Origin of the sequence: Myxococcus hansupus, assembly GCF_000280925.3 — a bacterium.
GTDB classification, from domain to species: Bacteria; Myxococcota; Myxococcia; order Myxococcales; family Myxococcaceae; genus Myxococcus; species Myxococcus hansupus.
Window position 1 is genome coordinate 5,456,594 of the sequence record NZ_CP012109.1, and the last position, 26,726, is coordinate 5,483,319.

A 26,726-nucleotide genomic window follows, 5' to 3' on the forward strand; every position below is an offset into this window, starting at 1 on the left:
ATCACGCTCCACGCGCTACCTGCCCTGGCAACGCCCTGGGAGAGGCCTGAGTGCTCGGTTCGGTGACGAGCAGCGAAGGGGGCCGCCCCTCCCTTTCGGCGCACACCGGTTTTTTCCAGGAGTTCATTGCCATGAAGAGATGTCACGGGGCGCCCTTGCGCCCCTGGGGCTTGCTCGCAGCCCTGTTCCTCCTCGCATGCGGTACCGAACCCGACCCCGAAACGGGGCCCGAGTCCGTGGAGCAGCGGGCCGCGCCGTTGGGGCTCGCCACGGTGAGCACCTGTGACGCGGCCCAGGTCGCGTGGGACCACGACACGACGCGGCCCGACGAACAGAAGGCCTGCGCGGGCCCCTGGGAGTACCAGGCCTACGTGCGGCCCTGCTACGCGGAGGCGACCTCCAGCGCGTGCCCCCGCATCGGGTGGGTGCAGAAGGAGTGCATCTACTACCAGTCCTGCCGGCATCCCTCGTTCGGGCAGGAGCGCACCGCCACGGTGACGCACACGGTGACGGTGACGGGGTGGAAGCATGAGGGCATCGAGTGCATGCCCGGCTGGGGGTGCAACCGCGTCATCGAATACGAATATGACAGCCAGTACGACTGCCACTCGGCGGTGCAGACCGTGCGGGACCAGGAGCCCGGGGGCTGGGGCCAGAACGTCTATCCCACGGTGAACGAAGGGCCTCTCGTCTCCCAGCCGGGCGTTTCCAGTCCCTTCACCCAGGCCTGCACCATCACGCTCTACGACGTGCCCATCTTCTTTCAACGGGCCGAAGCCCCCTGCCCGGAGTCCCACCGCGCCCAATGTGACAGCGACATCCCCATCCACGGCGCGTGTCGGGACAACACGCATGGAAACGCGCCCACGGAGAGCGAGTGCGGGCTCGCGAATGGTGGCGCGACCCAGCTTTCCGCCCAGGGCCTGTCCCTGAGCAGCTTGAAGGGCACGTTCAATCCCGCGGCGGCCATCGACCTGACGCCCACGTGCACCACGTGCGACGACCTGCCGATGCAGACGCCCACCGACGTGAACACGAAGTTCCAGTGTCTCCAGGCGCGGGTGAACCAGCTCCAGAGCGCGGGGCCCTCCGTGGAGCTCCAGACGGCCGCCACGCAGCTCCGCCGGCTCATCGAGGTGAAGGGCCACCTGCTGCCTCCCGCCCGCTGGGTCACCGCCCGGAACTTCTACCGAAACCCGAGCTACCAGTCGGCGTGTGGGAACACCCTGCAGCTCCCCGCCATCAGCCCCACGTGTGACGCGAGCATCGTCCATGACCGCGCGGCCCTCGTGGGCGTGTGCCATCCGCTGACGCTCGACCACGTGGATCCAGCCGTCGCCCGGCTGCACCTCGGGAACTGCCTGGGGTTCATCGACACCGTGACGGTGGACCCGCTCTGCGGTCTGCAGCCGTACGCCGAGCCCTACCGGGACGTCTCGCTCACCTTGCTGAAGAAGGTGCTGGCGGCCCCCACGGGCCCCAGTGGCACGGAGCGGCAGCAGAAGCTGGCGGCCAACCTGGAGGCCATCGAACAGTGGCGGCAGCGCGCGCTCGACCGGCTCTACATCGCGGATGACTACCGGGACGTGGACCCGCGCTTCTGGGAGGAGCTGAGCGGCCTGATGGGCGCGTTCTGGAAGGGCGCCTATGACAGCGAGCAGCAGATGGGCTCGACGCTGACCCCCGCGGCACTGGATGACCTGTCCGCGGCCTACATGAAGGTGGACCGGGACGTGTTGCTGGCCGCGTTCGAAGCGCAGGGCACCGTCGACTCCGCCCTCTTGCTGCCCGTCATCAGCGATGCGTTCCGCGGCATGGTGGACCGGCTGCGCGTCGCCAGCGCCTCGCATGACCTGGGCTGCCGCTACCTGACCTGCGCCGGGGGCGCGCTGAACACGGAGGTCAGCGAGCTGTGGAAGCTGCTCGGCCTGCTGGGTGACGCGGACGAACTCCAGGCCGCGCTCAACGGCGCCACGAAGGTGCGCAGCGAGTGGAGGACGGTGTTCCAGCGCATCGTGGACCAGCACTCGCGCCTGGATGGCGCCGCCAGCGACGTGCTCGCCGACTACCGGCCCACCACCCTGGCGTTCATGCTGACGCGCGCTCCCGAGCAGATGCCGCAGATCGCGGTGAGCTTCACCCAACTGGTGCGCGAGGCCCGCATCCGCTCGGCCAGCTACGAGGAGCACGGCCTGTTCGACTCCGTGGCGCGCAACGTCCTGCACCGGGGCATGAACACCAGCCCCGACGAGCAGCAGCTCCTCGACGGCGAGCTGGACCGCGTCCGCAACCAGCTCGGTCAGCGCGTCGCGGAGTACCAGTCGACCCGCGCGGCCCTCGTCCAGGGGCTGGTGCAGGACCTCCAGAACCAGCAGGCCCAGTCCGCCGGAATCGCCCGCATCATCTCCCAGGTGGAGCGGCTGCGGCTCTTGTCGGAGGACCTGGCCGGACTGCGCAACAACGTGGAGGTCGCCAACGCCCGGCAAGGCGACTTCATGAAGGCGTTCGATGACCTGGTCGCCACCACGGACCTGAATCAGCAGGTCCAGCAGAGCACGGTGCCCCCCATCAGCGTCCACGCCAGCAACGCCGTGTTCCCCGGCGGCAAGGCCTATCCAGGCGACCTGCTCACCCAGATGGCCGCTCGGGTGAGCGGCACGGCGCCCTGGGTGTATCCGGTGCAGGCGGGCGACTTCGTCACGCTCGAGGTCACCGGCAAGTGGTCCCCCACGTGCGCCATGAGCCAGGGCACCTACCACCTGCCCAGCACGGGCGGCGCGATGGCCCCCATCCAGGTCACCCGGACCGAGCAGGGCCCCAGCGGACCGCAGACGGTCCCCGTCCTCACCGGACCGGAGGGCTTCATGCTCGACTACCAGAACAGCGCGTTCCACGCGAAGTCGAAGCAGTCCGTCAAGGAGAACGGCACCTACCGGAACTACTCCAGCGCCCAGTCCCTCTGCGCGGGTGTGTCGGCGTCGGCGGGAACGCCCGGCCTGCTCGAGTCCGTCTACGGCGCGTCCGTGAAGGTCTACGCGAACGCCGAGACGTGCGCCCGGTGGGACAAGGGCGAGCGCAGCTCGGATTCAGACATCGATGCCGACACCGACGGCCAGGAAAGCCGGAGCGTCGCGGCCTTCACGACGGGCCTGCGCGTCCCCAACACGCCCTTCCCGCAGCTCCCCGCGGGCAGCCTCCTGCTCCTGGAAGTCGCCCGCCCCGCTCCGCCGGCACAGGCCATGCGGCTCCACGTCCGCAACGTCCACGTGCTCCAGTCGCCCTACACCGCCATCGCGGTGGACCGCGACGCGGACCTGCACCTCGTCGTCAATGACCGCACGGGCTGCGGCCCCATGCCCGCGGGCAACCTGACGGTGAACGTCAAGCACTCCCGGCCGCTCGCGCCGAGCCTCCAGCAGCTCGGACGGGCCATGGCCACGGTCCGGGCCCAGCTCCGCGCCGCCTTCCCGGACTATCTGCGACAGGGACGGTTGCTGCCCCAGGACCTCTCCTCCCTGCGCAGCCAGGCCTTCGCGCAGCTCGCCACCGAGTGCGCGTGCAACGTCAACGACCCCTCCAGAATCCCCACGACGTTCAACGGCCTGTTCTCCGCGTGGCTCGAGCACGACCTGGCCACCCTGCAGCGGCAGGTGGAGATTCGCGCGGTGATGCGGGAGCAGTCCCTGATGCTCCTGGACCTCAAGGCCCTCAAGGACGACCTGGCCATGGCACAGGCCGAGGCGCGCTGGGTGCGGATGCTTCCGCTGTGGAACCTCCGCCACCTGGATGGCTCGCGGCTCGACGCGCAGACACGCACGGTCGTCACCACGCTGAATCAGTACCTCTACCCCATCATCCATCTGCGCTACCCGAGCGTCATCACCGCGCTGGCGAATGACGCGGCGTCGCGCGCCGACCTGCTGGAGCTGGTCAACATGGACTGGATGGGTCCCGCCATGGCGCGAGCCGAGCGCGTGCTCGACGTGGAGGCCGACATCCGCGACAAGCTCGCCGCGGCACGGCTCCCCACGAACCCGCTGACGCCGAAGTACGTGGCGCTGACCTTCCCCCGTCCGGGCTTCTCCGCGCGGACGCCGTACCGGCAGGTCAGTGACTCCCGCGCCTCGCAGGTATGGAACCACCTGCTCACCACGAACATCGCCTCGTTCACCGTCCTCCCCGAGGACTTCTACGCGGCCACGGGTGGCAACGCGCAACTGCTCTGCCAGGAGGGCAGTCCCGTCATCCGCGCCATGGGCCTGTTCGTGCTGGTGAATGGCGTGGACGGTGGCGCGCTCAGTGGCGCGCTCGCCACGCGGCCGTACACCCGGATGGACTCGCAGCTCTCCTTCCCCACGCTGTCGGGACTGGAGAGCTACCGGCAGCTCAACGAGGAATGGCTGAGCGGAGGCATCCCCGTCACCTACGGCGGGCCGCTCGACGCCCTCAGCCATTTCAATCAGTACGCCCTGCCCCACCGCGCCGGCAACGGGCTGTCGCCGTTCACCCGGTTCGACATCAATGGGACGGTGCTGATGGAGCCCATCATCCCCGGTGAGTCTCCCATCATCGATGTGGCCACCGAGCTCGTCCTCGTCTTCCAGGTCGAGCCCCGGCAGCTCGTCTCGCCCATGACGTGGATTCGCACCTGCCGCACCGCCACGTCACTCACCGCCCAGGCGGAGCCCACCGCCGAGCTGAACCTCCACTGACGTAGCGGTCCTGAGTGCGCCTCACGGGGCGAGGGCCGGACACCCGTCCGTCTCTCGCCCCGCTTTTTCTTCGCAGTCCCTTCGAGTCCTTCCGTGAAACTTCCGCGGCTTCTCACCGCTTCGCTGCTCTACGCCCTGTTGCAGGCGTCGCCGTCGCAGGCACAGACCTCCACGTCCTTGGATGCCAAAGTTCAAGCCCCCGAGCTCAGCGCGCCTCAACGGGGCTCGCTCGCCGGACAGCTCGCCAGCGTCACTTTCGGCCCGGCGGATGTCAGCCGCGGCGCCTTCAGCCTCCCCTCTCCCTTCTCTTTTCCCACCGAGCGTGGCGCCGCGCTGGGGCGCTTCTTCCCGGTGTACTCGCCGGACAGCGGGCTCTCCGAATGGGGCACCGGCTGGCAGAACGCGCTGGCCTTCACGCGGTGGCGCGCCAAGGGCAGCCACGACTATGTCACCGACGGACTCACCGGACCCTGGGGCCAGTTCGTCCCCGGTGATGACGGCTACTGGTATCCCAACGGCCTGTCCTCGCCCATCCGGCTCGAGCAATTGACGGACACGCTCATCGCCTACCACGCGGATGGAAGCCGCTGGACGTTCGGTGGACCGGGCCGCCGCGTCGTCACCTCGCGTGGAACGTGGTCCTGGCTGCTGGCCGAGGTCGTCACGGCGCACGGGCGCAAGACGCGCTTCGACTACGAGGCGAACGCCTCGGGCCGACTCTTCCTCAAGACGGTGTCCTATGGCGGCGTTGGCGACGACTTCCAGCACCGCGTGGTGCTGGACTACGAGCCGCTGGCCCAGCCCTTCCGCGACTTCCGCTCCGGGCAGGAGCTGACGTTGGACCGGCGCGTGACGACGGTGGCCGCCCAGAGCCGGCACGCGGTGACGGGCGTGTTCACGGAGCGCTGGCGCCACGAGTTGACGTGGCAGGCCGAGGGCCTGGGGCCCGCGTTCCATCTCCAATCCGTGCTCCAGCGCTTCGCCTCGGGACAGACGGCGCCGCCCACCGTCTACACGTACAACCTGGCCGCGGAGCACCTGGCGACGACGCAGCTCGAGCACGTCCCGAAGCTGGACGCGCTCTTCCCGGCGTTCACCTCGGATGTGCTCCAGCCCAACCGGGGCACGTTCGTCGACATCGACGAGGACGGCCGGCTCGACCTCGAGCACCACGCGGCCAACACGCTGCTGGTGCAAGGCGACGACGGCTTCACCCTCGAGCCCCTCCCGCCCAGGCCGCCCGACGCCGTCCTCGCGTGCCGCAATCCCCAGTCCTCCTTCAACCAGCCACGCGGCCTCGCGCAGTTGCGCGGTGACAGTGACGTCCAGGTCGTCAGCCTCCGTGCCTCCAGCTTGAGGACCCAGACAACGCTCACCGTCTGCAACCGGCCCGGGCAGGCCCTGGGCACGCAGACGCTCACGGGAGACTGGGAGCTGGGGGCCAACGTCAAGCTGGTGGACCTGGACCGGGACCACCAGCCCGACCTGGTGCGCGTGGACAGCGGGAGCTACCGCATCCTCCCCAACACGAGCACTGCCTCCACGTTCTCCTTCGGCGCGCTGGTGCAGGGCACGCTGCAGCCCACCATCTCCCCGAACAGCTCGTGGCTGCACGACTTCAACGGAGATGGCGTGCCCGACATCGTGTCCCGCTACAGCGGAGGCCTCATGGTGTGGTTCGGCCTGGGCAACTTCGCCTTCAAGCCGCAAGGCCAGTCCTTCGAGGTCCGGACGCTGCTGGGCCAGACGCTCACGAACCTCTCGGACTTCCAGCTCAACTTCGTGGACACCAACCGGGATGGACTGACGGACCTCCTCCTCACCCGCGTCTCCAGCCCCGCCGCGCACCTGGTGGTCAACACCGGAAGCCGCTTCCAGGAAGTCGCCGTCCCGGGGCTCGCCGCCTTGGGCACGGCCATCAGCCGCCCCGTGGTCGCCGACCTGTCGGGCAGCGGCGACGTCGAGGTGTCCTATACGCGCGTGGAGCAACTGGTGACCCGCGCGTACCGACTGGCCATGGACACCCCGGGCACCGCGCTGCTGCGCACGGCGGACGACGGCAAGGGCACGGTGCTGCGCTTCGACTACGCGCGAAGCCCCGCCTTGCCCGGGGTGCGCCAGCGCCAATCCGTGTTGGCCGCACTGGAGGTGGCGTCGTCGGGCCACGACGTCACGCGCTACACGTATGACTATCAGCAGCCCACGTTTCACGCCGTGGGCCGCTTCCTCGTTGGCTTCGATGCCGTGACGCGGACCGCGCCCACGAACGTCCACGACGTCACGTTCCTCAATGCGGATGCCTATGCGGGCGTGAAGCTGTCGGAGACCCGCAGGGACGTCCACGAGACCGCCGTCCACGCGCTCGAGACCTGGCAGTACGAGGATTCACTCTTTCATGGCGTGGCGCACAAACGACTGAAGGAGTGGCTCCGGGGCTGGGCCTCGGACACGCCCGGCGTGCTCCCGCTCCAGGAACGGACGGAGTACCTCGACTACGAAGCCGGACTCTGCCCCTCACGCGTCCGGCAGACGGGGGCACACGGCACGCTCGTCACGGAGACGACGCGCGCCACCGTGCCCGGGTTGGGGCCCGCGCTGCACTGCATGGAGTCGACGACGCGGCTGACCGGCACCCACGCGAATGCCACGTGGGACTTCGTCCACGAGTCTCACGTGGTCCGCAACAGCGTGGGTCTGACGACGGAGGTCCTCAGCGTCGTGCCGGGCCACACGCAGACCGTTCAGCACACCGTGTATGACGCGGACTTCTATGTTCAGGAAATCTCGGCGCCCGGGCGGGGCGGAACACGCTTCCGCTACCACCCTGGCACCCGGCTGCTGGACGAGGTCATTGCCCCGGATGGCGTGGTCACCCGCGTGGGCCAACGCAATCCCCTCACCGACGCGGTGCTGACGCTGGAGGTGGACCGGGGCGCCCAGACGTACTCCCGCTTCTATCGCTACGACGCGTTGGAGCGGTTGGACAAGGAATGGGATGACCTCGCGGGCTCGGAGACCCAGCCCAAGCAGACGTACGCCTACCGGTTCGCCACGGGCGTTGCCCCCTCGTCCCTCTTCATGTCCACCCTGGTGGATGCCCAGGCGGGCGCCGCGCGCGACAGCGTCGTTTACGCCACGGCCGCTGGCGAGAGCGTGACGACGGCGCGGCGCATTCCACAAGGCTGGGTGTTCGACGGCGTGGTGGAGCGCAAGCCCTCCTTGGGCGAGACGCGCACCTCCATGCGGCCGACCCTGGCGGAGACCGTGGACGTGCTCGCGCTGAACTACACCGGCCTGCTGGACAACGCCCAGTCCGTGCACTTCACGCGCACCTCATCATGGGGCCATGACGTGACGTCGGCCCAGGCGTTTCACTCGGGCGTGGAGAAGCAACTGGCCGCCTCGCTGGAGTTGGAGGCCGGGCAGCTCCAGCAGACCACCTGGGAGAACGGCACGTGGCGCACGCGCATTTGGAGAGACGCCGCGAACCGCATGGTGGCGCGCGAGGACGAGGCGAACACGCGCTTCGACTACCACCGCGACGCCCTGGGACGGCTGCGCCGGGTCGACCTGCCCGACGGCACCGCGCACCATGCCCATTACGACGGCCACGGGCGCGTGTCGCTGCTCGTGCGCGAGGGGGTGGCCAGCATCGAGTACGCCTACAGCCCGGTCACCGGCCTGCCCACGCTCAAGCGCATGGGCTCTCCCGCGGGCGCCGTCCACCGGCAGACGACCTTCGTCCATGACGCCGTTGGACGGCTGGCCCGCGAGACGCACGAGGACTTCCTGGGCAGCGCGCCCCAGGTGTACCGCTACTACTGGGACGGCACCTCGCCCGACTTCCCCAACCTGCCAGCCACGCTCGGCCTCGTGTCGGCCATCGAGGGCGACGGCTACACGAAGCTGATGACCTACCACCCGGACGGCAAGCTGTCCCAACGCACGCTCCGGCTCCATGGCTGGTACACGCTCGAGTGGCTGTACACCTACGCCGACAACGGGGAGGTCCGCAGCGAGACCTCGAAAATCTGGTCGCCCCATGGCGGGCCGCTCGTCTCCAGCAAGACCAAGCTCTGGCACTGGAACACGCAGGGGCAGCTCTCCGAACTCTGGATGGAGGGCCAACCCATGGCGCTCTTCGACTACGACGCGAACGGCCTCCCGCTCTCCGTGGCCTTCGCCGTGGGCGGCACCGCCACGCTGGGCCATGACCCGCTGACCCGGGAACGGGTGTCACTGACGCAGGCAGGCCCCGGTTGGAGCGCCTCCACCTCCCTGCGGCTGAACGCGCGCGGGCTCATGGGCGAGGAGTCCTACTCACTCGGAGGTCCCCCGCTTCAGCGCCAGTACGTTCATTCGGCCCAGGGGTTCCTGACGCAAGCCACGGATGCCCAACACGCCTATGCATATGGCTTCGACAGCTTCGGGTTCCCCACCTTCATCGATGAAGCGGGCACGCGAAGGGACTTCTCACGCCAGGGCAACGCCCTCTCCGTCGGAGGAACGAACCACGTCTTCGATGCGATGGGGCGGACCGTCTCGAAGGGGGATGTGACGCTCGTCTACGGCCCCCATGGACAGGTGGCCCTGGCGACGCGAGGGCAGGAGCAGTGGAGCTTCATCTATGACGAATCCGGCCACCGGCTGCTCAAGCGCAGCCATGGCGTGCCGGTCGCGGCCTACGCCGAAGGTGGCGTGTACCTGGACGACACCGGCCTCACGGAGCCGTTCCGTTTCGGCGGGCAGCTCGTCGGACTGGTCAAGAACGGGGCTTTCCAGATGGTGGCCACGGACCTGAGGGGCACGCTCCTGGCCGACACGGATGGGACGCACCGGTGGGTCTCTCCCTTCGGCAACCGGACCCACCATCCCGACGTGGCCGCGGCGCTGGACTACGCGCAGAGCGGCTATGACGCGGACCTTGGCGTCATCCGCATGGGCGTGAGGGATTACGACCCGGCCATCAACCGATTCCTCACCCCGGACCCGCTCTACCTGGAGGACATGGAGAAGTGCGGCGAGAAGCCCATCGAGTGCAACCTGTATGGGTATGCCCGCAACGCGCCACTGAACCTCGTGGACCCGTCGGGGCTCGACACCATCGTGCTCCATGGCGGCGGCCCTGGGAATGCCGGCGGCGTGGCGTTGTTGGAAACCACCGCGCGAAACCTCATGCCGGACGTACGGACCGTTGTCCCCAACAAGGTCCATGGCGCTGGCTTGTTGAAGAAGGATCCAGCGCCCGCCCAGGCCTTCGCCAGCAACCACGTCCATGTGGATTCAACCCAGAAAAACCTCGTGGGCTTCAGTCTGGGAGGAGACGCGGCCATCCTCGCGGCGGCGGCGTCGGGGCCTCAAGGCGCGACGGACGCCAAATGGAACAACGTCATCGTGTTCGGTGCACGCGTCGACCGGATCATGGCCAACATCGAGGCCGCCGCGAAGAACTCGGACCAACTCATCATCGTCAACCTCATCGGAGACCAGTACACGATTGGAGGCGGACCCAACTTCTTCGGAGACCGGAAGGCAGAGTCGCTCTCCGACCAGATCATCCGGACGTACGGCTCACTGGAGGACTTCTCCAAGAAGTTCCCCAACGTCACGCTGGGCACCGTGGCGGGTGACCATGGCGGCGCGGCCAACCGGGAGGCCTCGATGACGGCGATTCGTGCCGCGTTCGAAGCCTCTCGCGAACGGGCCAGCAACAACACGATGCAACGGCCCACGGAGTCCACACCGTGACGCAGGCCCCGCGGGCCACCGTGGCCCCGGGGCGCATCGATGACCTGCGGCCGCGCGCCGCGGGGGGAGTCACCCTCAAATAGAGGCTCCCGGCGACAGGGCCGGGAGCTTCACGCCGCCGTCTTCCACCCCGGACGGCTGGGCGTCGAGCCCGGCCCCGGCTCCGGGAAGCGCTGCATGCGCTGGATGCCGTTGCGGTCCAGCACCAGGCGCACGAACTGGACGGAGTCCTGGCGGCGCTCCGTCTCCTCCTCCACCACGGTGAAGCGGAACACCATGTCCACCGGGTAGCGCTTGGTGCCGCGGATGTGGCCCACGGACAGGTCCGCCAGGTCCACGTACTCCAGCGCCAGCTCCGGCTCGTCCATGTCGCGCAGGAAGCGCTCCACGTTGAGGCGGAGGATGTCCGTCACGCCCGTCAGTCCCCGCTGTGTGCGGGGCAGGTGCCGCGCATCCAGGACAATCTGCTTCTGGTAGCGGATGACCGTCTCTGACAGCTCGCCCTGCGTGGCGGTGAGGAAGTCGTCGCGCTGGCGGAGCGCCGCCACCTCGTCCGGCACCTTCAGCGCGGGCCCGTAGTCCACGCGCTCCTCGCACGCGCCAATGACGCGTCCGGTGACGGGGTCCACCAGGTTGGTGGTCCGGTCCGCCAGGTAGATGGCCGCCGCCCGGCTGAGCATGCGGCGCAGGCCTTCCTTGATGCGGTCCTTCACCATGTACCCCACCACGAGGATGAGGAAGAAGTTGAGGCTCGCCTGCGCGTAACGCTCCTGCGCCCAGAAGGCCACCGCGGTGGCGACCGTCATCGCCACGCCCGCGGCCAGCGCGAAGAGCATCTCCTCCCAGCCCTGCCGCTTCTGCCGCCGCTTCGACGACAGGAAGAGCACGTTCATGCAGAACTTCTTCAGGAAGCCCAGCCGGAGGATGTACTCCTCATTGTCCCCCGTGGGGCTGAGCACGCTGCGCAGCCGGTGCTCCTTGCGGTACGCCTCCTCGCGCAGCACCGCCTCCATCAGGCCCTTGCGCAGGCCATGCCACGGCTCCCCACGCGGCAGCGCCTTCATGTCCGCCACCGCGCGCCGGAAGCCGCCCTCCACCAGCAAGCTGACGTATTCGTCCACCAGCCGCAGCGAGGCCCGCGAGCGCTCCTGGAGCCGCAGCTCCCCCACCGAACGCAGCCACACGCGAAAGCGCTCCAGCACCTGGGCCACGCCCGCCTGCATCGCGATGACCTCGGACTCCAGCATCGCGCACGCGTCCGAGGGCAGCACCCCGGGGACTTCGCAGCGCGACTCCACCGTGGTCGCGAAGCGGCGCAGCGCCCCGCGCAACATGCAGGACAGGAGCTTGGCCTGGTAGACGACGTCCTTCTCCTCGCCCATCCCCGTGCGCAGCCACGCCTCCAGACGCACCAGCGGTGAGGCGTCCGCGCTGAGCAGCTCGTTCACCGCCATCACCGGCGTCTTGAAGCGCACGTAGTTGTGGATGTCCGCGTAGAAGTCCGCGCGCGGGTACGTCTCCGCGTCCACGTTCAGGCTCCCGGGCAGGAAGAGGTACGCCTCCACGAGGTAGCGCGTCTCTTCCACCCCAGAGGGCTGGTACTCGAGCTTGATCTCGAACTGCTTCCGGTCGTGAACCTCGAAGCGGCTTTGCAGGGGTGCGGGTAACTGGGACACGGGCAGAGTCTACGTTACATCCCTGTCACGTGGGAGTGACCCCAACGCCACACATCGTTGGGGCCACAGGGACATCACCCTCCGGTGCCGGTCCGGTTCGCGGGCGCCGCGGGGGGAACCGGGAGCGTCGCGGGGATGGGCGTGGACTTCGCCTGCGGACGGGCGTTCCACACGCGCGTGGCGAGCAGCAGGCCCAGGAAGGACAGCGGCAGCATCGCGTAGGGCCAGTTGCTCCAGTTGGCGGCGAGCTTGCCCTCTTCCCCCGTCGGCAGGATGGAACCCAGCAGGACGGACTGCAGCGCGGTGCCGGCGTACACGGCGCCGTCGATGATGCCCACCGCGAGGCCCGCGTTCTTCTTGCCGCCGAAGTCCATGCTCGCGGTGCCGGACAGCATGCCGTGCACGCCGATGACGCACAGGGACATGAAGATGACCGTCCAGCCCAGGAAGGCGTTCTCCAGCACGAAGACGGAGACCACGGCGCCCAGCGACATGCCCGCATAGAGCACGGCGGACACGGGGCCGCGGCGCGAGTCGAAGACGCGGTCGCTGATGACGCCCGCGAACATGCCGCCGGTGATGCCCGCGACACACAGCAGCATGCCCCAGTTGGCCGCGACGAAGGACTCGCCAATGCCCGTCGCCTTCGCGAACTTGGGGTACCACTGCATGATGGCGTTGCGCATGAAGCCGCTGCAGAACTCGATGCAGAGGATGATGATGATGGCGCGGTTGCTCAGCATCTTCTTGAGCACCGCCAGCACGCCGAGCTGAGGCCCCGTGTCCCCGGAGGACGCGTCCGCGGTGTCGAAGTCCTGGTGGCCCGCGTGGCTGGGCGTGTCGCGGATGACGAAGAAGTCGACGATGAGGAACACGGCGAGGATGGCCGCCGGCACGAAGAACACCCAGTACGTGGGCGCCGCCTTCACGATGAGCCGGCTCCAGTCGTAGGCGAAGTAGATGCCCAGCGAGATGAGGATGCCGAACACGCCGCCCAAGAGGCCGCGCTCGCGCACGTGGAACCACGCCGCGTTCACCTTGACGATGGAGACCGCGCCGAAGCTCTGGAAGTACATGTTCACGGCGTAGAGGAAGGACAGCGTCGACACCAGGCCGCCCGGGGGCGTCCAGTTCTGCGTCAGCACCGCGTACACCACCGCGCCCATGGCGACGTTCGCCAGCGACGAGCCCGCGGCCGACATCAGGATGGTCTTCCGGCCACCGAGCCTGTCCGTCAGCGGGCCATTGAGGAGGAACGCCGCGCCGTAGACGGCGGTGCCCCACGCGAAGATGGTGCCGAAGTCCGCGTTGGAGGTGCGGTCCCCCATGGCGCTGGTGGCCACGTTGAGGTTGTAGCGCCCCATGTAGAGGAACGCGTACGTCATGCCCAGCGGGAACCAGTTGAAGAGCCGGCGGCGCTTGAAGGCCTCCGAGTGTCCCAGTTCCACCTTGGGCAGGCGCGCGAGGACGAGGCCAATGGCCCCCAGGAGGATGAGAATGGGCAGGAACTGGGCCAGCCAGGGGGGCAGCGACGACATGCAGCGACCTCTGCGGTGGATTTCGGAACGCCGCGCACCCTACCCCGGCACGCGGCTCCCGTGAAACCCAAGCGAGGTCAGGGCTGCAGGGCGAGCAGCCGCGTCAGGGCCACTTCCGTCTTCGCATCCGGGATGTCACCGCGACGGCACGCCTCCAACACCTCGTGGATGGAACGCCAGTGCAACTGCGTGCCTTCCTCCAACGGAGAGCCATCCCCTTCGGGCTCCTCGGGTGACATGCCGGTGACGTCCACCGCCGCAGGGAACACCTTCTCCGAAAGGATGCCGGGCGCCAGGAAGAACGAACCGCCCAACAACCGGATGTCCTCCGGATTCACCTTGTAGCCGGCCTCCTCGTGCACCTCTTCCGCCGCGCGCCGGCGCAGTCCCTCCTCCCCCTTGTCCTCCGGCTCCAGCAGCCCCGCGACGATTTCTTCCACGCGCAAGTAGCCAGACGCGGGGTCGGGAACGGTCATCGCCCCACGGTTGTCCTTCCGGAAAAACGCCGCGGGCCGGAGGTTCATCCGCGTCAACACCTCCAGACCTGACGCGCCGCGGCGGTAGACGAGCACCGCCACGGCGTCCAACCGGGGCCGGTCCACCACATCCACCCTGTAGACGGGAGAGGAGGAACCGTCCTCGCGCCGGTTGCGGCACCGCAGCCGCCGCACCCTGAGAAATCCCTCGTCGCATCTCGCGGTAGACGAGAAATCCTCGATGATCTCGATGTCAGTCACACTGGAATGCCGCTGCCGCATGTCCGCCTGCTCTCCTGGGGAGTAGGAACGCCGATGGCCGGAACCCGGCCCGCCATGGTGGCGTTGCTTGCCCGACAACTGCTGATCCCGTACCTTGCGCCCGCTTTACCGCTGTCTCCCCCCCGAAACACGGAATTCTCTTGATGCGTCGCCTCCTGCTCGGCCTCAGCTGCGCCCTGGCCTCTGCTTCGTGCATGCCGGTGCTGGAAGGCCAGGATTACAACCTCGAGGGGCAGGAGGTGCGTCTGACGCTCCTTCATACCTCGGACATCCACTCACGCCTCATCCCCTACGATTTCTCTCCGTTGAAGACGGACATCGATCTGGGGACCGTTCCTGAAGCCGGCCCGTTCGGTGGCGCCACGCGCATGGGCGCGCTGCTCAAGCGCGAGCGCGCCCAGGGCGAGCGGGTGCTGCACGTGGACTCGGGCGACTGCTTCCAGGGCGCGCCCATCTTCAACCTCAACATGGGCGAGGTGGAGTTCAAGTTCCTCTCGCAGGCGCGGCTGGACGCGGCGGTCGTGGGCAACCACGAGTTCGACGCGGGCCTGCGCAACTTCACGCTCATGGCCCAGCAGCACGCGACGTTCCCGCTGCTGGCGGCCAACTACTTCTGGGACGACTGGCGCACCAACGGCAACCACCAGACGGCCCTCGAAGTGGAGCCCTACACCATCCGCAACGTGAAGGGCCTGCGGGTCGCCATCATCGGCATGGCGAACATCTCCTCGCTCAACTCCATCGTCGAAGGCGGCAACAGCCTCCAGGTGACGCCGCTGGAGCAGAACGAGGTGGCGCGCGCCTACGTGGACCTGCTGCGCCCCGTCACGGACCTCATCGTGCTGGTGAGCCACCTGGGCCTCCATGAGGACCAGGACGTCATCCAGGGCTACGAGGCCTATTACGAGTACGCCCGCGTCAAGGCGTACGTGCAGCGCCAGAAGGAGCCCTGGCAGGTGCTGGAGTGGTTCGGCCCCGAAGGCAACGACAAGTCCGTGGTGCGCGTGCGCATCCCCGGCGTGGTGGGCGTGGACGCCATCATGGGTGGCCACCTCCACGTCGTGCTCAACCCGCCGCAGCTCCTCACCGACCCCTCGGGCCGCAAGGTGGTGCTCGCGCACTCCGGCGCCTTCGCCAAGTACGTGGGCCGGCTGGAGCTGGTCGTGAAGATGCCGGAGGTGCTCGGCACCGGCGAGGGCGGCGAAATCGTCAGCCAGGACTTCCGCGTGTTCCCGCTGGACGCGCTGTGGTGCGACGACGCCATGCGCCGCTTCCGCCACGACTCCAGCGTGTTCTGGGCGGAGGGTGACTTCCTCCGGGACGACCGGGTCCGCCAGGCCATCCAGGCGTGCAAGAACCAGGAGGACCGGATGACCACCCATCTGCTCCAGCCGTACATCCTGGGCATGGACTTCAACCTGCAGTTGACGTCCATCTTCTCCTACGCGCCGCGCGACGTGCAGCGCCGCAACAACTCCACGGGCGGTGACTCGCCGCTGGGCAACATCGCCGCGGACTCCATGCGCAAGCGCCGCCGCGTCGAGGCGGAGATGTCCCTCACCAACTCGCTGGGCATCCGCGACAACCTGTACGCCGGCGTGGTGACGCAGGAGTCGATGTTCAACGTGTTCCCGTTCGAGAACACCATCAACATCATGTACCTCTCCGGCAAGGAGATGCAGGAGCTCTTCGACTTCGTCACCGAGCGCTCCGCCGAGCGTGGCTGCGTGAGCCAGGCGCAGATCTCCGGCGCCCGCTTCACCATGGACTGCGCCCAGGTGCAGGTGAACGACCTGCAGATCTCCTGTAACCCGTCGCTCAACGGCACGGACTGCCCCAACCAGGAGCGTCAGGGCCACGCGCCGTGGCAGTGCCTGGTGGACCAGAGCAGCTCCTCCACCTCGGGCCGCTGCTACGCGCACCCCGGCACCGACATCCAGATCAACGGCAAGCCGCTGGACACCACCGGCACGTACAAGATCGCCGTCAACGACTACATCGCCAAGGGCGGCTCGGGCTTCAACGTCCTGAAGCGCAACACCACCCGCATCGAGACGGGCATCTCGCTGCGTGACTCGCTCATCGGCTACATGCAGGGCTTCTGCACCTGCGACGACATCCTCGCGGGCCGGGAGACGTCGAAGGCGGGCCTCTACTGCGGCAACCTCATCAACGGCCGCTGGACGGTGAACGAGCAGGTGGTGGGCGCCTGCCGCGCCGCCGCCAACTTCAAGGAATCGCTGAACACGCAGGTCGGAAGCTGCACCTGCAAGGACCTGCTGGCGTTCCCCGCGGATGCGGCCGAGCGCTGCGGCGTGCCGGGCCTGACGAATGAAGACATCCAGAACCAGTGCAATGTCCCGGACGGCCCGTACACCGGCCGCTGTAGCTGCCGCGACGTGCTGGCGGGCAACAACCCCATTTGCGGCTCGGTGACGAACCAGCTGCGGAACTTCTGTGAGAACCCCACCTCCGTGTCCATCGCGGACGCGGTGGAGGATTCCCGCATCGGCCGGAGGGTGAAGTAAATGAAGCGCCTGCTCTTCCTGTCGGCCCTCGCGGCGGCCGGCTGTTACACCCAGGAAACGCCCCAGCCCGACGGTGTCGCCTCCTTCCAGGTGACGCTCGCGGGCATCTACACCGGCGGCACGCGCACGCCGCTGCCGGTGGTGAACGAATGCGCCACCGCCCACGGCGGCCAGGCCCTGGTCCCCTTGGAGGTGCGCGGCACGGCGGACTGCCGTCTGGCGCTCCCCCGCACGCCGGTGGACTTCGACGTGGAGATCCTCGCCCTGGACGCGAAGGGTCAGCCCATGGAGTCGTTCAACGGGCCGGTGTCCTTCCGCACGGTGCCCGGCAACCTCATGGGTGAGTACCGCTACCGCTGGACGCAGCTCACCAACGGCCGCGGTACGGGCACGGTGCGCTCCGGCCAGCTCTACGGCGACACGCACGTGTGGGTGCAGGACGAGGCGCCGCAGGTCGACTACGCCAACGGCCAGGTCGTCCCCGGCGAGCTGCCCGTGGAGCCTGCGACGCGCACCAACTCCACCGGCCTGTCCCGGCTCATGAAGTTCGAGGAGCCGACCATCGCCACGGTGCAGGTCCCGCAGAACAGCGACCAGCTCACCGCCTACGCCGGGACGTACATGCGCATCGGGCGCAACCCGGAGGCCGGGCCGCCGCTGCTGCAGAACTGCCCGGAGGGTGACCCCAACGACAAGCAGCCGGTGACACTGCTGGTGACGGGCACCGACCCCGGCGGTTTCTTCGTGACGGACCTGACGGCCTGCCGCGTGCGCGAGGACAGCGTCCCGGGCGCCAACATCCAGACGGGTGAGCCGGACGGCTACTACCCCGGCCGCTTCAACTCCATCTACATCTACAACTACTCCTTCCCGGAGGGCCTGGACCCGGGCGACCTGCTGTGGTCCGTGTCCGGCTCGGTGCAGGAGTTCACCGCCACCACGCAGCTCACCTTCCCCGCGTGGTCGGTGCGCGAGCGCGTCCGGCTGCTGCCGCAGACGGAGTGGACCAAGTACCTGGACATGGCGCCGCCCGTGGAGATCAACGGCCGCCTGTGCGGTTACAGCAACTCGCTCTACATGACCGACCCGCTGTGTGGTTACAGCTACGGCAACTACAAGATGGAGAGCCTGGAGTCGTCGCTGGTGAAGCTCACGCGGGTGAAGTTCCCGACCGTGTTCCACAACTGCGACACCAACGGCAACGGCTCGGTTCCCTTCTTCTGCCCCAACACCCGCGCGGGCACCTGGGGAAGCTGCGGCACGGACAACCCGAACGACCCGGACATCCAGGAGCGGCAGTGCAACATCGACTGCACCCTGGGCATTGGCCAGTTCGCCGGCGTCCACTGCTCGGAGCGCAACACGTACAATGGCTTCGGCCAGTTCACGGTGGAGATGAACCCCTCCGGTCCCGCCTCGGCCGGCCTGGATGAGTCCGTCCCCAACCGCATCCAGACCTTCACGGTCAACGTGAACGCGGACCCGACGGTCGTGAACTGGGCCCAGTCGGACGCCTTCAGCCGCGACCAGCGCGTCAACGTCGCCTGCGACAAGCCGGCCAACGTGCGCTTCGGCGCCACGGGCACGCCGGTGGCACTGGCCGCCAACACCCCGCTGCAGCACACCATGGGCGCGGGCCAGGGCATCGTCTACGCTTCCGTCCAGAACCGCGAGGACGGCACCCTCACCTGCAAGGTGGCGGCGGACGCTCGCACGCGCGTCAACCTGGTGACCAAGGACGCCATCCCGGACCTCGTGCCGGACTGCCGCGAGGACGACCCGAACGCCCAGGCGGCGCAGCAATGCCGCTACCTCCACGCCGCCAGCTTCGACGTGGTGGGGCACCTGCGGCAGGTGAGCGCCGCCCGTCCCCGCTGGAACTTGCTGCCTCGCGACCTCGACGACATTTGCTGCTACCCCGGGCCGGGAATGGAGTGCCCCCAGCCCATCCGGAATTGCGTCAATCCGTAGTCTTTTGAAGATTCTCGCGACCCGGTGACGGGAAGCAGGGAGGAGCGGTCCCCCCAGACCGCTCCGTGGAGAGGGACATTGAAAACGTTGCAGAAGCTGGCCCTGACCGGCCTGATCTCCCTGAGTGCGCCCGCCTGGGCCAGTGACTTCGTGGATACCCGTCTGTCGTTCGTCTTCGCGGACGACAACGTGCTGGCGGGTTCCGGTGAAACGACGCCGAACAGTCCCAATGCCCGGTTCGGCGCCGGTAACCAGAACACGCAGTTCTACGACAACTTCAACACCCGGTTCTCCGGCTTCGAGTCCCTGTCGAACGTGGTGCTCTACAAGCGGGCACCGGCATTCTTCGAGGGCCTGACGACCGAGGCGGCCCTGACGCTGGTGGTGCTCGAGCGGCCCTCGGGCGGCGTCGATATCCGCGACAACTCCAGCTACATCCGGCTCAACTACCAGCCCCCGGGCTGGGGTGAGAAGGAAGGCATCTCGCTGGTCGGCTTCCCGGTGTCCGCGGACCGTTTCCGTCTGGGCTATGCGTTCCGCATCTCCTGGGGCGGCAGCGGCGTGTTCACCACCCGCTCGGCCGCCAACGGCGTGCCCGGCGGCAAGATTCAGATCACCCGCGACAACTGGTACGCGTACGTCGGCGGCAAGACGGCGCTCATCCAGAACGAGCTCATCCTCGAGGAGGAGACGAAGTACGGCCTGATGGCCGGCGCGGGCTGGGACATCCTGGAGACGCTGCGCGTCGAGGCGGGCGGCGGTTACTTCCAGAAGGGCCTGGTTCCGGGCCTCGCGACGCTCGGCGTGGAAGCGCCGGTGAACGCGGCCGGCCTCTCCGGTCAAATCGTCTACCACGTGGGCGTGCCCGTCGGCACCTCCGTGGACTTCCGGCTCTACAAGAACGACCCGGACATCTATCAGCGCTTCTTCGCGCCGGAGAAGTACCCGGGCGGCCTCTCGTACACCGTGTCGCTCGAGGGCAGCTACCTGTCCCAGACGCTGGAGAAGCCGAACGAGTTCGGCGCCACCAAGCCGCAGGGCTCCACGGCCCTGGCCCTTCAGGCCCGCGCGAAGTACGACCTGTGGCGCTTCAGCCTGCTGGGCCTGTACCGCAGCCTCTCCTTCATCCAGTTCGAAGTGCCGGGCTTCCCCCCGTTCCAGGACTTCCCGGACGGCACGGAACTGCGGCCGGAGATGTTCCTCGCGGTGGGCGCGGACTACCACCTGCCGAAGCTGCACCTCACGCCGGGCTTCATCATCGGTGTGCAGCAGCCGGCCTCGTTCCGCAGCCCCACGCCGGTGCTCGGCGGCAACAACCCGCCGGAGAACCTGATTGGCACGCGCACCGTCGTGGTGCGTGACGTGAACCAGCTCAGCATCCTCCCGGAGACGTGCGGTGGCGGCGTGTGCCGCGCCGAGCCCATCTACTCCGCGAAGGCCACGTTCCGCTGGGACCTGTCGGAGTCCGTCGCCGCCGTCGGCGAGGTCTACTACACGTACGACACCAACCGGACCACGTTCCGGGACGACGTGACGGGCGTGGCGCAGCCGAGCTTCGAGCGTCCGCACGCGCTGGGCTTCAACACCCTGCTGCAGGCGCGCTTCTAGGCGCCCCTCCCCTGCCCCCGCATCGGGGCCGGGGAAGACACCGCGGCCCGGTCTCTCCGCATGGGAGGCCGGGCCGTCGTGCGTCAGAGGGTCGTCATCCGCACCACCTCGTCGAAGGCGGTGAGCCCCTGCGCGAGCTTGCGCACCGCCGCCTCGCGCAGCGTGCGCATGCCGGAGCGGCGGGCCGCGTCCACCATGTCCGAGTACGGCGCCTCGCGGGCGATGAGGTCCCTCAGCTCGCCCGCGGCGCTGACGATTTCGAAGACGCCCGTGCGGCCCACGAAGCCGGTGCCCCGGCAACGCACGCAGCCGGAGCCCTTGAGCAGGCGCACGCCCCCGGGCAGCAGCGGCAGGGGCGCGTTGAGGGCCAGGAGTTCGTCGGGCGTCAGCGACGTCTCCTGCGCGCAGTGACTGCACACGCGGCGCAGCAGGCGCTGGGCCATGACGCCCAGCAGGCTCTGCGCGAGGAGGAAGGACGGCACGCCCAAGTCCCGCATGCGCGCCACCGCGCCCAGCGCGTCGTTGGTGTGCAGCGTGGACAGGACGAGGTGGCCGGTGAGCGCGGACTGAATCGCGTTCTCCGCCGTCTCCGGGTCGCGAATCTCGCCCACCATGATGACGTCCGGGTCCTGGCGCAGGATGTGGCGCAGCGCCCCGGCGAAGTCGAGCCCCACCTTGGGCTGCACCTGCACCTGGTTGAAGGCGTCCCACACCATTTCGATGGGGTCTTCGATGGTGGTGACGTTGACGTCGGGCCCCGCGAGCGCCTTGAGCGCCGAGTACAACGTCGTCGTCTTGCCGCTGCCCGTGGGGCCGGTGACGAGGATGAGGCCGTGGGGCTGGTCAATCCACGACTCGAAGGCGCTCTTCTCGTCCTCATCGAAGCCCAACTGGGCGATGTCCTGCACCAGCGTCTCCGGGTCGAAGATACGGATGACGACCTTCTCTCCGAACGCGGTGGGCAGCGTGGACACGCGGAGCTCGACTTCGCGGCCCTCGCGCTCCGTCTTGATGCGGCCGTCCTGCGGCTTGCGGCGCTCGGAGATGTCGATGCGCGCCAGCATCTTCACGCGCGAGACGATGGGCGCATGCACCGGTGCCGGCAGCGTGTGCACCGGGTGCAGGACGCCGTCGATGCGCAGGCGCACCACGCTGGTGGCGCGCTTGGGTTCGATGTGGATATCGGACGCGCGGTTGTCGAACGCGTAGCGCAGCAGGTAGTCCACGGCCTGCACCACCGGCCGGTCCGACGCCTCCAGCTCCTGGGTGCCGCTGAGCGAGACGAGCTGCTCGAAGTTGGCGACCTGGGTGCCGCCCGCCGCGGTGAAGTCGTCCGCGGCGCGCGCCAGCGTCGTCTTGAAGCCGTAGATGTCGCTGATGGACTTGAGGATGTCCGCCTTGGCGCTGAGGACGGGCTCCACGGGCAGGCCCGTGAGGCGGTGGAAGCTCTCGAAGAGCTCCCGGTCGAAGGGATTGGCCACCGCCACCAGGAGCCGCCCCTGCGGGGTCCGCTCCAAGGGGAGCAGCACGTGCTTCTGCGCGTAGGGCCGGGAGACGGTCCGCGTGGCCAACGCCATGTCGAGCTTCAGCGGGTCGATCTTCCGGTAGGCCATGCCCGCGGCGCGCGCGGCGGCCTCGGTGACGCGGTCCTCGTCCAGCAAGCCCCGCCCGTTGGCCAGTGGCACCTGGAAGGCGGCCACGACCTCCACCGGAGACACGTCGTAGCGCGCGGCCTCCTTGCCGCCGGAGGCCCCTCGCGCCTTGAGGACGCGGGCGCGCGCGGCGGACTCCCGGGAGAGCACCTCCTGGGCTTGCTGGGGCTGTAGCAGCCCCTGGGCGACGAGCGCCTCCAGGACGAACAACGTCGTGAAGTCGCCTCGGCTCTTCGGAGAAGTGCCACCCGCGCCGTTCGCTGGCTGTACCAAGCCGTCTCCTTTCGCCCCAGCCACCCGCCGGAGCGCAGCCTCACAGCGTACCAGACGCACTCCGGCGCTCGGCGCGCCCCGAATGGGAAACACCTCCGGACGCCTCGCCCGCATCCGACCCTGGCAGGCAGGGCGCCGCCTCGCGGCTCAGCGCGTCCTGGACGAATCCGCGGCTCGCTGGAGCGCCCTTGCCCGCACGCGACGCGCGCCCCGGGAATCCATCACCAGCATGGGCGGAGGCGCGGCGCGCTGCCGCCCCGAAGCCCGCATGCGGCGCGCCCACGGGGAATCCATCACCGAGGAGACATCGCCAACGCGGCTTCAGTCCACGGGGCACAACACGCAGGCCGTGGCGGCGCCCCTAGTGCACGGTGCTCGTCACCGCGAGCACGGTGGCATCTACCAGGGCCTCGGGCGTTGGCCGCTCTGCGACCGCCGCGGCGGGGACACCGAGCCGCTCCAGCGTGGACGCCGTCGTCGGGCCAATGGCCACCACCCGCGCGGTGGCCAGCCGCTCACGCCCCGCCTCCTCCAGGAAGGCCTCGGCCGTGCGCGGCGACGCAAAGAGCACCACGTCCGGAGGCGACGCATCCAACATCGCCAGCGCCTCCTGCGTCAGCGACGCGGCCGTGGACCGGTACGCCGTCACGCGGGATACGAACACGCCGTACTCCCGCAAGCCGTCCTCCAACTCGCGCCGGCCTTCCTCGGCGGCGGGGAGCAGGACTTCGTCTCCCGGTTGCAGGGCATCCTTGATGAGGTTGAACAGGGCCTCGCCCGTGCCCTCGGAAGGCTCGGCCACCACCTCCAGGCCGTAGCCCTCGGCGGCGCGCGTCGTGCGCGGCCCCACCGTGGCCACCTTCACCCGCTTCATCCGTTCCTGGGTGCCCGCCTCGCGAAGAGCCTCCATCAGCGCCTCCACGCCCGACGGGCTCGCGAAGACCACCCAGGCATAGCGATGGATGTGCTCCGCCGCGGACGCCAGCGGACGCGGGTCCTCTGGGGGATGAAGCTCCAGCAGGGGAACGCTGAGCACTTCCGCGCCCTCGTCCTCCAGCAGGAAGCACAGCTCCTCGGCCCGCTCACGCGGGCGCGTCACCAAGACTCTCTTGCCTTCCAGTCGCCGTTCCACGCGCGCGGCAGTCTAGGACTCCCGCGCGCCCGTGCGGCGTGCGAAATCACGCAAGATGTCCGCCGCCCCACGCGACAGCAGCTCGTCCGCCAGGGCCTCGCCCAGCGCATGGGCCTGCGACACCGGGCCGCGGACCTCGCCCCGCACCACCCGTGTGCCATCCGGACGGCCCACGAGTCCGCGCACGAACACCGCGTCCCCGGACACCGTCGCATGCCCCGCCAGCGGCACCGTGCAGCCACCCTCCAGCTTCGCGAGCAACGCGCGCTCGGCGGTGACGGCGATGCGCGTCGTCGGGTGCTCCAGCGGCGCCAGCAGCTCGCGCACGCGGGCATCCTCCGTCCGGCACTGGATGGCCAGCACGCCCTGCCCCACCGCGGGCAGGCTCACCTCGGGCGGCAACACCTGCGTGATGACGTCCTCGAGCCCCAGCCGCTTCAGCCCCGCGTACGCCAGCAACGCGCCCGCCAGGCCCTGCTCCCGCGTCCTCGCGAGCCGCGTCTGCACGTTGCCGCGAATGCTGACAATCTCCACGTCGGGCCGGCGCTCCCGCAGGATGCAGCTTCGGCGCAGCGACGACGTGCCCACGCGCGCGCCCTGGGGGAGCGCGTCCAGCGTCACCCCGTTCAGACCGCAGAAAGCATCGCGCGGGTCCTCGCGCTCCGGCACCGCCGCCAGCATCAACCCTTCCGGGAACACCGACGTCATGTCCTTGAGGCTGTGCACCGCGATGTCGGCGCGGCCGTCGAGCAGCGCCTGCTCGATTTCCTTCACGAACAGGCCCTTGCCGCCCACCGCGGACAGCGGCGCGGACAGGAAGCGGTCCCCCTCGGTGGTCATCTCCACCAGGGACACGTCGAGCCCGGGATGATGCGAAGCCAGCAGCGCGCCCACGTGGCGCGCCTGCCACAGGGCCAGGGGACTCTGCCGGGTGGCGATGCGCACGCGCGACATCACTTGCCTCCCGTGGCGACCTGAATCTGCGGGGCCATGACGGAGGGCGCGGCGGCGGCGGCGCCCACCTCGTCCTCCAGGAGACCGAACAGCTCGGCAGCGGCACCGGCGAGCCGGTTGCCCTCCCCCTCGGGTCCCACGGCGCGCAGCCGCGCGGTGGGCTCATGCAGCAGCTTGTTGACGATGGCTCGGCCCATGGCCTCGATGCTCTTGCGTTGCTTGTCGTTGAGTCCGTCGCCCAGCGCGCCCAGCGTGCGCTCGACCTCGGTGCGGGCGATGGCCTCCGCGCGCTGACGCAGCCGCGCCAGCACCGGCGTCCCCTCGCGCAAGGCGCGCTCCTTGACGAAGCGCGCCACTTCCTGCGCCACCAGCACGCCCGCCTTCTGCGCCTCCTCGGCGCGCGCCGCGGCGTTGTCCGCGACGAACTTCTGGATGTCATCCACGTCGTACGCGTGCACCCAGTCCAGCGTGCCCACCGCCGGGTCGATGTCCCGAGGCACCGCCAGGTCCACCATGAACAGCGGCCGGCCCCGGCGCCCGCGCCCCAGCGCGCCCACGTTGTCCCGCGTGAAGAGCGGCACCGGCGACGCCGTGCTGCACACCACCACGTCCGCCGCCGCCACCAACGAGAACAGCTCCTCGAACGGCTTCGCCTGCCCGCCCACGTCCGCCGCCAGGGCCTCCGCGCGCGACAGGGTGCGGTTGGTGATGAACAGCTTCGAGGCGCCCGCATGCTTCAGGTGCCGCGCCGCCAATTCGCCCATCTCCCCCGCGCCCACCACCAGCACCGTCTTGCCCGCGAGCCCGTCGAACACCTTGCTGGCGAGCTGCACCGCCGCCGCCGCCATGGACGTGGCCGCGCGGCCAATGGCCGTCTCCGTGCGCACGCGCTTGGCGCAACTGAACGCGGCCGAGCAGGCGCGCATCAGCTCACCGCGCACCGCGCCCGCGCCCTGCCCGCGCTCGAAGGCGTCCTTCACCTGTCCCAGAATCTGCGCCTCGCCCAGCACCATGGAGTCCAGGCTGCACGCCACGCGGAACAGGTGCACCAGCGCCGCCTCGCCTTGGTGCTCATAGAGGTGCTCCAGCGCCTCCACCCCGCCCAGCGACTCCAGCTCCGTCAACACGCGTTGCCGCGCCAGGTCCACGCTAGGCGCGCTCAGGTACACCTCCACGCGGTTGCACGTGGACACCCACAGCGCTTCCATGGGGGCCTGCGCCAGCCGCTGGAGCACGTCCATCTGCCGCGGCTCCGGCAGGGCCAGCCGCTCGCGGACGTTGAGGGGCGCCGTCCGATGGGACAGGCCAATACAGATGAGCTCCATACTCACGGCATCCTCAGGGCCGCCGCCGCGGGCGAAGGCACGTCATACGAGGACAAGAAGGACACCATCACCAGGCAGAAGCCCGCCATGGTGAGGAAGGCCACGCGGCGCCCGCGCCACCCGGCGAAGGTGCGCGCCATCAGCAGCGCGGCGAAGACGGCCCAGGCCACCAGCGTGGCCAGCGTCTTGCCATCCACCGTCCACGGGCCCGGCGCGGAGCCCACGAAGAAGGCCCCGGTGGCCAGGGTGATGGACAGCGCCAGGAAGCCCCACACCACCAACCGGCGGTTCAGCGTGTCCAGGAACTCCAGGGACGGCAGCCGGGAGAAGAGCAGTCCGAAGCGCTTGGCCCGCACCTGCCGCTCCATGAGCACGTACATGACGCCCACACCGGCGGCCACGGCGAACGCGGCCAGCCCCATCAGCGCCAGCGTGATGTGCAACGGCAGGAGCGGCTGACGCACGCCCGGGGGCAGCGGCGCCTGCCCGCCCTGCAACAACAGCCCGGGCAGCAGCGCCGCCAGGGCCAGGGGCGTGAGGAACGCGCCAATGACGGGGCGGCGGTAGCGCACGTCCAGGAAGAGGAAGATGGCCAGCAGCAGGAAGGCGAGCGCGGAGAAACCCTGGGCCAGGCCCACCGGCCGGCCGCTCTGGACGCCGAGCAGTTCGAAGAGGGCCACGCCGTGCAGCGCCAACCCTCCGCCCACCAGCACGCGCCCGGCCGTGGCCAGCGCCTCGGATTGGCGGACCAGGTAGGCGAGATACACCACGGCGGCGATGCCGTAAGCGTGGCAGGCGAGCGAAACGAGCGTGTGGCTCATAAGGGCAGGCTCATAACCACGGGAGACGGG

Annotated in this window: 13 protein-coding genes; 5 read left to right on the plus strand and 8 right to left on the minus strand. The window is 69.1% G+C overall.

Features of this window, described 5'->3' with window-relative positions; all coding sequences use genetic code 11:
• Nucleotides 1-131: 131 nt before the first annotated feature.
• Both A176_RS21080 and A176_RS21085 read left to right on the plus strand, forming a co-directional pair.
• Complete coding sequence (locus A176_RS21080; RefSeq protein WP_021781265.1) at nucleotides 132-4,712, plus strand: hypothetical protein; 4,581 nt, start codon at nucleotides 132-134, stop codon at nucleotides 4,710-4,712.
• A gap of 93 nt (nucleotides 4,713-4,805) precedes the next feature.
• On the plus strand, nucleotides 4,806-10,460 hold the full coding sequence (locus tag A176_RS21085) for an FG-GAP-like repeat-containing protein (protein ID WP_226993945.1): 5,655 nt from the start codon (nucleotides 4,806-4,808) through the stop codon (nucleotides 10,458-10,460).
• A gap of 110 nt (nucleotides 10,461-10,570) precedes the next feature.
• Here the strand turns inward: A176_RS21085 and A176_RS21090 are convergent, their stop codons facing one another.
• From A176_RS21090 to A176_RS21100, 3 genes are all read right to left on the minus strand, one after another.
• Nucleotides 10,571-12,136, minus strand: coding sequence for a hypothetical protein (locus A176_RS21090; protein ID WP_021781264.1), 1,566 nt, complete (start codon nucleotides 12,134-12,136; stop codon nucleotides 10,571-10,573).
• Between the two features lie 74 nt (nucleotides 12,137-12,210).
• Complete coding sequence (locus tag A176_RS21095; RefSeq protein WP_002639169.1) at nucleotides 12,211-13,674, minus strand: MFS transporter; 1,464 nt, start codon at nucleotides 13,672-13,674, stop codon at nucleotides 12,211-12,213.
• Nucleotides 13,675-13,751: 77 nt separating this feature from the next.
• The gene (locus A176_RS21100; RefSeq protein ID WP_002639168.1) at nucleotides 13,752-14,432 is read right to left on the minus strand and encodes an NUDIX hydrolase; all 681 of its coding nucleotides are present in this window, start codon (nucleotides 14,430-14,432) and stop codon (nucleotides 13,752-13,754) included.
• A gap of 143 nt (nucleotides 14,433-14,575) precedes the next feature.
• Between A176_RS21100 and A176_RS21105 the strand changes: the two genes are divergently transcribed.
• From A176_RS21105 to A176_RS21115, 3 genes are all read left to right on the plus strand, one after another.
• Nucleotides 14,576-16,960: a bifunctional metallophosphatase/5'-nucleotidase gene (locus A176_RS21105; RefSeq protein ID WP_002639167.1), complete on the plus strand. Its 2,385-nt coding sequence runs from the start codon at nucleotides 14,576-14,578 to the stop codon at nucleotides 16,958-16,960.
• Entirely contained in the window at nucleotides 16,961-18,931 is a 1,971-nt protein-coding gene (locus A176_RS21110) for a single stranded DNA-binding domain-containing protein (RefSeq protein ID WP_002639166.1), read from the plus strand.
• A 78-nt stretch (nucleotides 18,932-19,009) separates the two neighbouring features.
• Entirely contained in the window at nucleotides 19,010-20,539 is a 1,530-nt protein-coding gene (locus A176_RS21115) for a hypothetical protein (RefSeq protein WP_002639165.1), read from the plus strand.
• An 83-nt stretch (nucleotides 20,540-20,622) separates the two neighbouring features.
• On the opposite strand, the gene A176_RS21120 is transcribed toward A176_RS21115, so the two are convergent.
• The 5 genes from A176_RS21120 to A176_RS21140 all read right to left on the minus strand — a co-directional run bounded on the left by A176_RS21120 (nucleotide 20,623) and on the right by A176_RS21140 (nucleotide 26,696).
• The gene (locus tag A176_RS21120) at nucleotides 20,623-22,464 is read right to left on the minus strand and encodes a GspE/PulE family protein (protein ID WP_002639164.1); all 1,842 of its coding nucleotides are present in this window, start codon (nucleotides 22,462-22,464) and stop codon (nucleotides 20,623-20,625) included.
• Between the two features lie 361 nt (nucleotides 22,465-22,825).
• Complete coding sequence (locus A176_RS21125) at nucleotides 22,826-23,566, minus strand: uroporphyrinogen-III synthase (protein ID WP_002639163.1); 741 nt, start codon at nucleotides 23,564-23,566, stop codon at nucleotides 22,826-22,828.
• 42 nt (nucleotides 23,567-23,608) lie between these two features.
• Complete coding sequence (hemC, locus tag A176_RS21130) at nucleotides 23,609-24,553, minus strand: hydroxymethylbilane synthase (RefSeq protein ID WP_193409799.1); 945 nt, start codon at nucleotides 24,551-24,553, stop codon at nucleotides 23,609-23,611.
• A complete protein-coding gene (gene hemA / locus A176_RS21135) occupies nucleotides 24,550-25,875 on the minus strand; it encodes a glutamyl-tRNA reductase (RefSeq protein ID WP_002639161.1) in 1,326 nt (441 codons plus the stop codon). Before hemA ends, hemC begins: the two co-directional genes overlap by 4 nt.
• A gap of 2 nt (nucleotides 25,876-25,877) precedes the next feature.
• Nucleotides 25,878-26,696, minus strand: coding sequence for a cytochrome C assembly family protein (locus tag A176_RS21140; RefSeq protein ID WP_002639160.1), 819 nt, complete (start codon nucleotides 26,694-26,696; stop codon nucleotides 25,878-25,880).
• Between the last annotated feature and the right edge of the window lie 30 nt (nucleotides 26,697-26,726).